This is a genomic window from Haloglomus salinum, assembly GCF_024298825.1.
Lineage (GTDB): Archaea > Halobacteriota > Halobacteria > Halobacteriales > Haloarculaceae > Haloglomus > Haloglomus salinum.
On record NZ_CP101153.1, the window covers coordinates 3,382,431 to 3,394,831 of the forward strand.

11 protein-coding genes are annotated in these 12,401 nt (G+C 68.8%); 6 read left to right on the forward strand and 5 right to left on the reverse strand.

The features are described 5' to 3' along the window. Positions 1-28: 28 nt before the first annotated feature. Genes hisC through NL115_RS16495 form a run of 3 tightly spaced genes read left to right on the forward strand, consistent with a single transcriptional unit; the run spans position 29 to position 2,423 of the window. Complete coding sequence (hisC, locus tag NL115_RS16485; RefSeq protein ID WP_254830421.1) at positions 29-1,213, forward strand: histidinol-phosphate transaminase; 1,185 nt, start codon at positions 29-31, stop codon at positions 1,211-1,213. After that, on the forward strand, positions 1,213-1,803 hold the full coding sequence (locus NL115_RS16490; RefSeq protein WP_254830422.1) for an adenylate kinase family protein: 591 nt from the start codon (positions 1,213-1,215) through the stop codon (positions 1,801-1,803). The genes hisC and NL115_RS16490 overlap by 1 nt, the downstream gene beginning before the upstream one ends. Next, complete coding sequence (locus tag NL115_RS16495; protein WP_254830423.1) at positions 1,800-2,423, forward strand: CDP-alcohol phosphatidyltransferase family protein; 624 nt, start codon at positions 1,800-1,802, stop codon at positions 2,421-2,423. The genes NL115_RS16490 and NL115_RS16495 overlap by 4 nt, the downstream gene beginning before the upstream one ends. A gap of 85 nt (positions 2,424-2,508) precedes the next feature. Here the strand turns inward: NL115_RS16495 and NL115_RS16500 are convergent, their stop codons facing one another. Beyond that, complete coding sequence (locus NL115_RS16500; RefSeq protein ID WP_254830424.1) at positions 2,509-3,672, reverse strand: tetratricopeptide repeat protein; 1,164 nt, start codon at positions 3,670-3,672, stop codon at positions 2,509-2,511. Positions 3,673-3,810: 138 nt separating this feature from the next. Here NL115_RS16500 and NL115_RS16505 point away from each other — a divergent pair, with 138 nt between their 5' ends. The 3 genes from NL115_RS16505 to NL115_RS16515 all read left to right on the forward strand — a co-directional run bounded on the left by NL115_RS16505 (position 3,811) and on the right by NL115_RS16515 (position 9,023). Continuing rightward, a complete protein-coding gene (locus NL115_RS16505; RefSeq protein ID WP_254830425.1) occupies positions 3,811-5,133 on the forward strand; it encodes a sodium-dependent transporter in 1,323 nt (440 codons plus the stop codon). Between the two features lie 267 nt (positions 5,134-5,400). Next, on the forward strand, positions 5,401-6,951 hold the full coding sequence (locus NL115_RS16510) for an acyl-CoA carboxylase subunit beta (RefSeq protein ID WP_254830426.1): 1,551 nt from the start codon (positions 5,401-5,403) through the stop codon (positions 6,949-6,951). A gap of 218 nt (positions 6,952-7,169) precedes the next feature. Beyond that, positions 7,170-9,023, forward strand: coding sequence for an acetyl/propionyl/methylcrotonyl-CoA carboxylase subunit alpha (locus NL115_RS16515; RefSeq protein ID WP_254830427.1), 1,854 nt, complete (start codon positions 7,170-7,172; stop codon positions 9,021-9,023). 132 nt (positions 9,024-9,155) lie between these two features. Here the strand turns inward: NL115_RS16515 and NL115_RS16520 are convergent, their stop codons facing one another. The 4 genes from NL115_RS16520 to NL115_RS16535 all read right to left on the reverse strand — a co-directional run bounded on the left by NL115_RS16520 (position 9,156) and on the right by NL115_RS16535 (position 12,344). Next, on the reverse strand, positions 9,156-9,326 hold the full coding sequence (locus NL115_RS16520) for a hypothetical protein (protein WP_254830428.1): 171 nt from the start codon (positions 9,324-9,326) through the stop codon (positions 9,156-9,158). Between the two features lie 99 nt (positions 9,327-9,425). Continuing rightward, complete coding sequence (locus NL115_RS16525; RefSeq protein ID WP_254830429.1) at positions 9,426-9,605, reverse strand: hypothetical protein; 180 nt, start codon at positions 9,603-9,605, stop codon at positions 9,426-9,428. 340 nt (positions 9,606-9,945) lie between these two features. Further along, complete coding sequence (locus NL115_RS16530) at positions 9,946-11,601, reverse strand: GMC family oxidoreductase (protein WP_254830430.1); 1,656 nt, start codon at positions 11,599-11,601, stop codon at positions 9,946-9,948. 68 nt (positions 11,602-11,669) lie between these two features. Then, positions 11,670-12,344, reverse strand: coding sequence for an SdpI family protein (locus NL115_RS16535; RefSeq protein WP_254830431.1), 675 nt, complete (start codon positions 12,342-12,344; stop codon positions 11,670-11,672). Positions 12,345-12,401 lie beyond the last annotated feature (57 nt).

Consider the following 12,401-nt stretch of genomic DNA (forward strand, 5'->3'; position numbering starts at 1 on the left):
TAAGCGGGGCCGACCGCACCCTTCGAGTATGCAACCGCGGGACCTGTCGGCGCTCACGCCCTACGAGGCCGGCCGAGGTATCGAGGAGGTCGCCCGCGAGGTCGGTATCGACCCCGACGACCTCGTCAAACTCTCGTCGAACGAGAACCCGCACGGCCCCTCGCCGGCCGCCGTCGAGACCATGCGCGAACACGCCGACGGCGTCCACCACTACCCGAAGGCCGCCCACGCCGACCTGCAGGACGCGCTCGCCGAGCGCTGGGACCTCGCGCCCGAGCAGGTCTGGCTCGCCAACGGCGGCGACGGCGCGCTCGATTACCTCGCGCGGGCGATGCTGGAGCCGGATGACTCGGTCCTCGTCCCGGACCCCGGCTTCGCCTACTACGCGATGTCCGTGCGCTACCATCACGGCCGCGTGAACACGTATCCGCTCTACAAGGAGGAGGACTTCGAACAGCGACCGGAGAACGTCCTCGACGCGTACGACGGGGAGCGGGTCGTCTACCTCATCAGCCCGCACTCGCCGACAGGTCGGGAGATTCCACGCGAAGCCATCCTCGAGGTCGCCGACGGCGTGGCCGACGACACGGTCGTCCTGGTCGACGAGGCGTACGGCGCGTTCTCGGAGGCGCCCTCGAAGGTCGACCTCGTGCGCGAGCGCGACGACGTCGCAGTGTTGCGGACGTTCTCGAAATCCCACGGATTAGCCGGCGTACGGCTGGGCTACCTGCTCGCACCCGAGTCGTGGGGCGACGCCTACGCCCGCATCAACACGCCGTTCGCCGTGAACGAACTCGCGCTCCGGGCGGGCCTCGCGGCGCTGGAAGACGACGACCACGTCGAGACGACCGTCGAGTCCGCGACCTGGGCCCGCGAGTTCGTCCACGACAACCTCGCCGCGAAGACCTGGCCCAGCCAGGGGAACTTCGTCCTCGCGGAGGTCGGCGATGCCGAGGCGGTGTTCGAGGCCGCGAAGGGGCGCGGCGTCATCGTCCGCGACGCGTCGAGCTTCGGCCTGCCGGGGTGCATCCGCATCACCTGCGGGACGAAGGCCGAGACGACCCGGGCGGTCGAGGTGCTGAACGAGGTGCTCGCGATGCAGGACCCGCACGGGGCGACCGGCGGCGCTCCCCCGGACGCGGCGGGCGGGGGCTTCGGGATGGACGGCCCCCGACCACCGACCGACGGACCTGATGACGTGGGGGACGAGTGATGCGGGTCGCCGTCACCGGGACGCCGGGCACCGGGAAGACCACCGCGACCCGGCTGCTGGCCGAGCGCGACGGGTTCGACTTCGATGTGGTCCACCTGAACGACATCGTCCGCGAGGAGGGGCTCGTGGAGTCGACCGACGAGGCCCGCGACTCGCTCGTCGTCGACCTCGACGCCGTCCGCGAGTGGCTGGTGGACGAGTACGACGACGCCGACCTGGTGCTCGACTCGCACCTCGCGCACCTGCTTGACGTGGACCGGGTGGTCGTCCTGCGCGCGCATCCAGAGCGCATCCTCGAACGGCTCCGCGAGCGCGGCGAAACCGAGGCCTCGGCCGCGGAGAATGCCGAAAGCGAGGCGCTCGATGTCGTGCTCTCCGAATCCGTCGACCGCCACGGCACGACCGCCGTCCACGAGGTCGACACCACCGACCGGGACCCCGATGCGGTCGCTGACGAGGTCGCGGCGGTCGTGGCCGGCGAGCGCGACCCGGCGGTCGGTATCGTCGACTTCACGGACTACCTCGTCGGCTCGACGCTCCCGGAGCCGGGAGCGGAGGCCCCGCCAGAGGATGGAGGTGACGGCGCGTGACGCTCGACCAGTACCGCTCGACCGCGAAGCGCGTGGCGGACCCGTTCGTCTCGCTGTTCGTTCGCCTCGGCCTGACGCCGAATCAGGTGAGCGTCCTCGCGGTCGTGCTGGCGGGTGCCGCCGGGGTCGCGTTCGCGCTCGGCGGGTCGAACCCCCTGTTCTACCTGCTCGGCGCCGTGTTCGTCTTCTTCAACGGCGCGCTGGACGTGCTGGACGGTGAACTCGCACGCGAACTCGGAACCGACTCCCCGGCGGGCGACCTGCTGGACCACGTCCTCGACCGGTACGCCGACATCCTCCTGCTCGTGGGGCTGGCCGCCGGGAGCGGCCGGTACGCGCTCGGCCTCGCGGCCGTCACGGGCGTCCTGATGACCTCCTACCTCGGGACACAGGCCCAGGCCGTCGGGCTCGACCGCGTCTACGGCGGACTCGTCGGTCGGGCCGACCGCCTCGTCATCATCGGGCTCGGCGCGACGGTCGCGGCGTTCGTCACCGGCACCGTCGCGGCCGGCCCGCTCGGGCAACTGGGGGTCGTCGGTGGCCTGCTCGTGTTCTTCGCCGTCGTCGGCCATCTGACCGCACTCCAGCGGTTCTACTACTCCTATCGGGAGCTGGCATAAGTCCCATCAGGGTCAACCTTCGAGAGATACACGGCATCTTTGGCGAAAAAACCGAGGGTATCTTGAAGATCCGTTCCGCTCAGCCTCAACGATAGAGTCTCAGCTGGCGCCCGAGTTCGGCCGCGGCGGCGTGTCTGAGCGCCGTGTGGTCGCGGTCACTGACAGCCGCCGTGATATCCACGTCGGTGTCGAGGGCGTCGAATACGGCCTCGGCGGCGTCGTAGCCTGCCATCGCACCGGTGACGAGCGCGGCCGTCGCGTCCGGGAGGTCGGTGTCGGTCAGTCGCTCGCGGAGACGTGGCACGTCCGCCGAAACCTCGTCGTCGGGGCCGTATCCGGCGGCCCCGCGGATGGCGTCACCGGCCACGACCAGGGCTGCAGCGTCGACCCAGGGGTCGGTCACCTCGGCGGCGTCGCCGAGTGCTCGTTCCGCGAGCGCCGTCCCACGCCACACGTCACGCCCGGCGACTGCGAGGAAGGCGGCCCGGACCCGGTGTGTCGCCGCCGTCTCGCCTTCGGTGACCTCGCCGAGTTCGACTAGCACCCGGAGGCCGTGGTCCGGTAGCTCGTCGGCCCGGTCGAGCGCGGCCTCGTAGTCGGTAGCGGCGGCGTCCTCGTCGCCCAGTCGCCGGTTCGCGTTCCCGCGGTTGAAGTACGCTCGCGCGGCGTCGGTGCGGTCGATGGCGCGCGTGAAGTCCTCGCGGGCGTACTCGTCGGCGCCCGCCTCCGCGTACGTGTTCCCGCGCACGAGGAACGGGTGTCCGGTTCCGGCGTCGGCCGCGCGTTCGAGGTCGGCGGTGGAGGCCTCGCGCCTCCCGAGGCGGGCGCGGGCGAGGCCACGGTTGAACAGGGCTTCCCCGTTCTCGGGGTCGGCATCGAGCGCGGCGGTGTAATCAGCGACGGCGGCCTCGATGGCCGTCCGGACCTCGTCGGCGTCCGGTTCGGCCCGTGGGTCCCCCTCGTCGGAATCGGCCCGCTCCACCCGGACGTTGCCGCGGTCGGTCAGCACGCCCGCCACGAGCGCGTCGTTCCCGTCCTCGCGCGCGAGTCCGAGGGCCTCGTCGAGGTGGTCGAGGGCGCTCTCCACGTCGTCCGCGCCGAGCGCGCGGCGGGCCGCCTGCCGATGCTCGACAGTCGTCTCGGGCTCCGGGTCGGGAGCGCGGTCCGTCCCGGACCCGACCGGAGTGCCGTCGGGACCGAGCTGGTAGCTCTCGCGCTCGCCGTCGGCGTTTCCGGTCTCGTCGTCCATCGTGCCGGCGGGTCGGGGCCGGAGAGAAAGAGCGTTCCGGCGTTCCGGCAGACCGCAGATATTGCCAGATATTGACATACACTGTCTGAAACGGCAAATTTCGCACGATTTTTGGGGTCCCCCTCGATACAGCGGGTCATGAGTGACCGCGAGACGTGGACGACGCGGCTGGGATTCATCCTGGCGTCCGTCGGGAGTGCAGTGGGCCTGGGCAACATCTGGCGCTTCCCCTTCCAGACAGCGACGAACGGTGGCGCAGCCTTCCTGTTCGTCTACCTCGTCGCCGTGGTGGTCATCGGACTTCCGGCGATTCTCGCCGAGTTCGTCGTCGGCCGTCGGGCCGAGATGGATGCCATCGGCGCGTTCGACGAACTCGGCCATCCCGGCTGGCGAGCGGTCGGCGCGCTGGGGGTCTTCGCGGGCTTCTGGACCCTCTCGTACTACAGCGTCGTCGGCGGCTGGGTGATCCGGTACATCGGCCAGGCCGCGATGGGGAGCTACGGGTCGAACCCGAAGGTGTTCTTCGGCAACGTCTCGGCTGGGCCCGAGGCCGTCGCGCTCCACGCGCTGTTCATGCTGTTGGCGGTCGGTATCGTGGCCTTCGGCATCGAGGGGGGAATCGAGCGAGCGACCAAGGTGATGGTTCCGGCTATCATCCTCATCCTCGTCGGGCTCGTGGGCTACGGGGCCTCGCTCTCGGGAGCCGGCGAGGCGTACGACTACTTCCTCACGCCGGATTTCGGCGTCATCGTCGCGAACGCGCCCAGCGTGATCCCCGCAGCGGTCGGGCAGGCGCTGTTCTCGCTCTCGCTGGGCTTCGCGGTCATGATAACCTACGCCTCCTACATCGACGGTGACGAGAGCCTCCCCGTCGACGGCCTCTCCATCGCCGTGACGAACACCGCCATCGGTATCCTCGCGGGACTGGTCGTCTTCCCGCTCCTGTTCACGCAGGGCGTGGGCCCGGATACCTCCGGCCCCGGCGCCGTGTTCATCGCGCTCCCCACCGCTCTGGCCGACTTCGGAGCAGCCGGACGGGTCGTCGGTGTCGCCTTCTTCGTCGTCATCCTCATCGCCGCGCTCTCCTCGGCCATCTCGCTGCTGGAGGTCGCGGTGTCGTATCTCGTCGACACGCACGGGTTCGAGCGCAAGCGGACGACTGCCGTACTCGGTGTGCTCCTCTTCCTCCTCGGCATCCCGTCTGCCTGGGACACCGCCTGGCTGAGCTGGTTCGACAGCATCGCCGTGAACCTGCTCCTGCCCGTCGCAGTGCTCCTGCTCGTCCTGTTCGTCGGATGGGTGCTCGCTCCCGATGCCGTTGACGAACTCCGAATCGGTTCGGGAGATTCGTTCGACGACCTCGCCCCGCTGTGGCTCTGGTCGCTCCGGACCGTCGTTCTCCTCGCGGTACTGGTGACGGTCGCACTCAGCGTCACCGACCTCACCGGCGCACCGGTCTGAGCTCTCCACTGGCGGACTGGCGCACCCGGCCGTCGCCCACCGGCAGCCGCCGGACGCTCGGCGCGTCGAGCCGCGGTCCTGTCGCCGTCTGTGATATCCGTAGCCGTTCTGGTGCGGCCGTGGGCCGTACCTCGGCTGGACCGACACGAGTCCACTGGCTGACGGGTCTCCCCCAGTGCATCCCGGAACGCATTTGCGGGGGCCGGTCGTTCGCCCGCCCATGGTTCGCGTTGGCACGCATACGGCGCCAGTGACAGGGTGGTCGTCGTGGTAGACGAGGAGGACATCGAGGAGTTGCGCGAGCGCAAGCGCGAGGCCGAACTCGGCGGCGGTGAGGACCGCATCGAGAAGCAACACGAGAAGGGGAAGATGACCGCGCGCGAGCGGGTCGAGTACTTCCTCGACGACGACAGCTTCCGCGAGGTCGACACGCTCCGCGAGCACCGTTCGACCAACTTCGATATGGCCGAGAAGAAGTTCCCCGGCGATGGCGTCGTCGTCGGCTACGGGACCGTCGAGGGGCGACAGGTCGCCGTCTTCGCCCACGACTTCACCGTCCTCGGTGGCTCGCTCGGCGAGGTGTTCGCCCAGAAGGTCTGCAAGGTGATGGACCAGGCGATGGACACGGGTATCCCCATCATCGGCCTGAACGATTCGGCCGGCGCGCGCATCCAGGAGGGAATCGACTCGCTGGCCGGCTACGCCGACATCTTCCACCGCAACCAGCAGGCCTCGGGCGTCGTCCCGCAGATTTCGGCCATCATGGGTCCCTGCGCAGGCGGCGCGGTCTACTCCCCCGCCATCACGGACTTCATCCTGATGGTCGAGGAGAGCAGCCACATGTTCATCACCGGGCCGGACGTCATCGAGACGGTCACCGGTGAGGAGGTCACCTTCGACGAACTCGGTGGCACGGGCGTCCACTCCTCCGAGTCGGGCGTCGCGCACTTCACCCGGGCGGACGAGGAGGCCGCGCTCGACGACCTCCGCTACCTCCTCTCGTACCTCCCGCAGAACAACATGGAGGACCCGCCCCGCGTCGAGCCGTGGGATGACCCCGACCGCGCTGACGAGGGCCTCAACGACGTGGTCCCGTCCTCGCCACAGAAGCCGTACGACATGCACGATGTCATCGGGCGTGTCGTCGACGAGGATTCGTTCTTCGAGGTGGCCGACCGCTTCGCCCGGAACCTGCTCACCGGGTTCGCGCGCCTCGACGGGCGCTCCATCGGTGTCGTCGCCAACCAGCCCCGCGTCAACGCGGGGACGCTGGACATCGACGCCTCGGTGAAGGGCGCGCGCTTCGTCCGCTTCTGCGACGCGTTCAACATCCCCATCCTCACGTTCGTCGACGTGCCCGGCTTCATGCCCGGCAAGGACCAGGAGCACGGCGGAATCATCAAGCACGGGGCCAAACTGCTGTACGCGTTCAGCGAGGCGACCGTTCCCCTGATGACCGTCATCACGCGGAAGGCGTACGGGGGCGCGTACGACGTGATGTCCTCGAAGCACATCGGCGCCGATGTCAACTACGCGTGGCCGACCGCCGAGATCGCGGTGATGGGGCCGCAGGGCGCCGTCAACGTCCTCTACCGGAAGGAGCTCTCCGAGGCCGACGACCCCGAGGCGCGCCGGCAGGAGCTCATCGACGACTACCGCGAGACGTTCGCGAACCCGTACAAGGCGGCCGAGCGCGGCTTCGTCGACGACGTCATCGAACCCCCCGAGACGCGCCCGCGGCTGGTGCAGGACCTCGAGATGCTATCCCGCAAGCGTGCGGACACGCCCGACCGCAAGCACGGGAACATCCCGCTCTGAAATCGCTTCGACCTCCCTCTCACCTCACCGCTCTGAAGCCGTTCCGAACCATCTCTCAACGGCCATACCACCCGCTAGACGGGCGTCGGCGCCGCTCCAGCGGACGTGGTCACCGTGACATCGTCAACAACCAGACGACAGTTGGTAAACATACAACGCGTTGTTCCTGGCCGGAACCGGTACACTAAGGGGGAAGGCACTGGCACCGTCGCCTGATAATGTTCGACAAGGTTCTCGTCGCCAATCGGGGTGAAATCGCGGTTCGCGTGATGCGGGCCTGCGAGGACCTCGGTGTTGGGACGGTCGCCGTCTACAGCGAGGCCGACAAGCACTCCGGGCACGTGCGGTTCGCCGACGAAGCGTACAACGTCGGGCCCGCGCGAGCGGCCGACTCGTACCTGGACCAGGAGGCCATCGTCGAGGCCGCGCAGAAGGCCGACGCCGATGCCATCCACCCGGGCTACGGCTTCCTCGCGGAGAACGCATCGTTCGCCGAGCGCGTGGAGAACACCGACGGCATCACCTGGGTCGGCCCCGCTTCCGAGTCGATGGAGCAGCTGGGCGAGAAGACCCACGCCCGGAAGACGATGCGCGATGCCGACGTGCCCATCGTCCCGGGGACGACCGACCCCGTGGAGGACCCCGCGGAGGTCGAGGAGTTCGGCGAGGAGTACGGCTACCCCATCGCCATCAAGGCCGAGGGCGGCGGCGGCGGCCGCGGGATGAAGGTAGTCCGCGGCCCCGACGAGGCAGAGGAGAAGCTGGAGACCGCCATGCGCGAGGGGGAGGCCTACTTCGACAACGACAACGTCTACATGGAGCGGTACCTCCAGGACCCCCGCCACATCGAGGTGCAGATCATCGCGGACCACCACGGCAACGTTCGTCACATCGGCGAGCGTGACTGCTCGCTCCAGCGACGCTACCAGAAAGTCATCGAGGAGGGGCCCTCGCCGGCGCTGTCCGACGAGCTCCGCGAGGAGATCACCGAGGCCGCCCGCCGGGGCGCCGACGAGGCCGGCTACTACAACGCCGGCACGTTCGAGTTCCTCGTCGAGGAGGAGGACGACCGCGACGGCCCCGACGAGCTGCTGGGTCCGGACACGGACTTCTACTTCCTGGAGGTGAACACCCGCATCCAGGTCGAGCACTGCGTCTCCGAGGAGCTGACCGGCATCGACCTCGTGAAGTGGCAGCTTCGCGTGGCGGCCGACGAGGAGATCACCTTCGACCAGGAGGACGTGGAGCTGGACGGCCACGCCATCGAGTACCGCATCAACGCGGAGAACGCGGCCGACGATTTCGCGCCCGCCAGCGGCGGCGAACTGGAGACGTACGACACGCCGGGCGGCATCGGTGTCCGACTGGACGACGCCTCCCGGCAGGGTGACGACCTCGTCACCGACTACGACTCGATGATCGCGAAGCTCATCGTCCACGGGTCGGACCGCGAGGAGTGTATCGCCCGTTCGCGGCGCGCGCTCGCCGAGTACGACATCGAGGGCATCCCGACCATCATCCCGTTCCACCGGCTCATGCTGGAGGACGAGGCGTTCCTGAATGGGACCCACACCACGAAGTACCTCGACGAGCATATCGACCGCTCGCGCTTCGAGGAGGCCCAGGAGAAGTGGGGAACCGGGGACGCCAGCACGAGCAGCGACGAGGAGACCGTCGAGCGCGAGTTCACGGTCGAGGTCAACGGCAAGCGCTTCCAGGTCAACTTAGAGGAGAGCGCTGACGCGCTCGTCGCGGCCGGTGCCCAGGGTGGCGGCGGTGGCGGTCGCCCGTCGGGCGGCGGTGGAGGCGGCGGAGGCGGTGGTGGCTCCGGTGGCGGCGGCCAGCAGGTCACCGCCGAGGGCGAGACCATCAACGCCGAGATGCAGGGCACGGTGCTGGAGGTCAACGTCGCCGAGGGCGACGAGGTCGAAGCCGGCGACGTGGTCGTCGTGCTGGAGGCGATGAAGATGGAGAACGACATCGTCGCCGAGTTCGGCGGGACCGTCGCACAGGTCCCCGTCGAGGAGGGTCAGTCCGTCGACCAGGGTGACGTGCTGCTCGTCCTGGACTAGCGGACGGCCCTGGCTTCTGCATTATTCCCGGTTCTGTTGAGCTGTGGCACGTCTCTAGTGGATATGCTCGGAGTATGGGCTCTGAATCGGAGATAGCAGGATTAGCACAACGGTGGCCGTACGGCTCGGGACTCAGTTACCGCGTTCCCCGGACCCCGTGTCGACCGCGTCGGTCGCCTTCCGGAGTCCCTTCTCGGCCTGTTCCTTGCTCACACTGGTCCGCTTGCTGACCGTTGCCGCGAGTTCCTCCTCGTGGCCCTCGACGAGTCCGAGCAGCCGCTTGAGTTTCGTCGTGATGCCCATGACGTGCCCGATGTGGGTTCCGGAGGCACGAAAGCGTGATGGCTGTCCCGTGGCCTGCCGGTCGACTCACGCGACGGATGGGCGCCCCTACTACCGCAGTCACTCCCATTCCGTCGACGGGACGGCCTCGCCGTACTCGATGGTGATCCACTCGGTGGTGAGGTTCGGCCGTTCCGGGCTGAAGATGGTGAGTTCCTCGGGGTCGTCCGGGTCGTCGGTCCCGTACTCCAGGTCGTGGGCGCCCCAGGACGCTTCAGACAGGGATTCCCCCGTGCTCACGGGCGACCACCCTCCGGGTCGGTGCACTCCGGACAGTACGGGCCGCCCTCCCCTCGACCGCCAGCGATCGGCCCGCTGCAGGCGAGACAGTGACCCCAGTTCTGACTCCCTCCCGTCTCCTTCCGTCCATCGTTCCGATTCATATCTCCGGGTACCGGACAGAGTGACTAATATCTATTGGTATTCGTAAGGATTGTAGTCGAAAATGGCGACAAACGAATGGGTATTGGTCGTAGAACAGTCCAAACGTTTCTCGCGTTCCGGTCGGTGGGGGGTGTCCGAGCGTGAGAGTCGAGTCCGGCTGAGGAAGGCCGCCCGTTCTCGCGAGCGGCGCGACGGCCTACAGGTCCTCGTCGAGGTGGCTCGCACACTTCAGCGCGAGCGCCGCGATGGTCAGGGTCGGGTTCATCGCACCGCTGGTCGCGAACACGGAGGAACCCACGAGCGACAGGTTCGAGATGTCGTGTGTTCGCAGTCGGCCGTCCACGACCCCCTTCGACGGGTCGACGTGCATCCGCGTGGCGCCCATCTGGTGGTACGCCGGGCCGGTGGTGTCGTGGCCGATGGTCACTTCGACCGTCGCGCCCAGTTCACGCAGGATGCGTGTCTGGATGTCCAGGGCACGCTCGATGGTGCGCTCGGTGCGGTCGTCGAGCGCCCACTGGACATCGGGCACGGGGTTCCCGTGGTCGTCCGTGCGCGAGGGGTCCAGCGTGACGCGGTTCTCCTTCCGGGGGAGCTGTCCGACGAGCCCGCCCATCGCGATGTGGGTGCCGTAGTCGGCGCGCAGCCGTTCGAGCAGGTCGTCGCCGAACTCCCCGGCGTCCATCGCCACCTCCACGGGGGAGGGGCCGGCGTAGTTGAGGAACTCCAGTTTGATGGGCCCGAGGTCGGCGTCGCTCCCGGGGATGGCGCCGCCGGTCCCCTCGGTGGCGCGCCCCGGCTCGTCGTAGAACGCGTGGCTCTCGCTCGTGAGGAAGCCGATGTGGTTCTGCCGGGTTCGCCGGTCGAGTCGTCCCCCGGTGCCGACGAACAGGTGGTCCATGAATCCCCGCCCGACCCAGCCCGACGAGTTCGCCAGACCGTCCGGGTGGCCGCGGTCGGTATCCTCGGACAGCAGGAGGAGCCGGGGGGTCTCGACGCCACCGGCCGCGACGACGAACTGGCGTGCCTCCTGGCGGTGTTCGCGCCCGTCCGGCGTGGCGTAGACGGCGGCCTCGACCGTCGAGCCGTCACGCGACGGGACGAGTCGCTGGACCGGCGCGCGGTCGATGATGCGCGCGCCCGCCTCCTCGGCGGCCTCGGCGGTGTAGTCGGCGCTGTACTTCGCGCCCGACGGACAGACGGGCTTGCAGGTGCCGTAGCCGACGCAGGCCGAGCGGTCGTCGTTGGGCTCGGAGTTCCGGGCGTTCGGGACCGTGTGGGTGGCGACACCGAGTCGCTCGCAGGCCTCCGCGAACAGCGCATCGGAGTAGGAGGGCTCGAACGCCGGCAGCGGGAACGGCTCCTCGCGCGGCGGCGCGAACGGGTTGTCGCTCGCGCCCGCCACGCCCATCGCGGACTCCGCCGCCGCGTAGTACGGCCGCAGGTCATCGTACGCGATGGGCCAGTCGACGCCGACGCCGTCGACGCTCCGCCGGCGGAAGTCGTCCTCGTGAAGCCGCATCACCATCCCCTGCCAGTGGAGCGTCGACCCGCCGACACCCTTCACCCGAGCCTGATTGAGTGGGTAGTAGCGGGGGCCCGTAGAACTGAACGCGTCGCGCTCGCCGCCCATCTCCCACACGTCCTCGGGCCCCCACGCGGGGCGGATGGCGCGTTCCATCCGCTCGAGTCGCTCGCCGCGGTCGAAACGCGGGCCGGCCTCCAGCACGACGACGGCGTAGCCGGCGCTAGCGAGGTCCCGGGCGACGAGCGCGCCGGCCGGGCCGCTCCCGACGACGCAGACATCGACCCGCTCGCTGGGTGTCCGGTCGCGGCCGTCGTTCCGGGTCACGCGACCCGATTAGGCGAACCTAAATTTATGTCTTGGCTTCCGGACTCGACCCCCGGAGTGCCAGACAATCAGGTGGACGGCGAGTCCCTTCCGCCCCGTTCCCGTCGCCGGTAGACGACGAACGAGTACGCTGCCGGCACCAGCGCAGCGATGGCGGCCGCGACCCCGACGACGAACTCCGTCGGGACCGGGAGGAAGGCACCGACGACCATGAGCGCGCCGGCGAGGACGTACAGTGGTGCGGCGACGCGATGGGTCCGGCGCCACACCTCGTCGTCGGAGAGGGTCCACGGCGTCCGGATACCGACGAACCAGTTCGGCTCCGCATGGCGGAACAGAACGCCGAGACCGGCGAACAGCAGACCAACGCCACCCAGGACGAGCGCGTTCTGCGGGTAGTCGATACCGAGGTTGTACGCCAGCAGGAGTCCCTGGACGAAGGCGAGGAACACGAGTGTCAGCAGCACGATAGCGTCGTACGTCGCCCGGAACTTCCGGAAGTTCTCGCCCCGCGGGTCGATGACCGGCAGGACGCGGAACATGGCGTACATGACGACGCTGATGGCCGGAACGAGGGTAGCGCCGAGTGCCCGGCCGTAGAACGAGTCCGGCGTCCCGGTCGCGTCGAAGTGGACCGCGAACTGCTCGGGAAGCGACGGGTAGACCATCGCCGTGCCGCCCGCTGTCACGGCCAGGACCAGCAGTGCGGCGGCATCGCTCCACCGGAGGGGAGGGCTATCCATATGTCAAATTCGAAACTTACCGAATATAATCCTTGTGCCGCTTACCGGTCCGTCGCC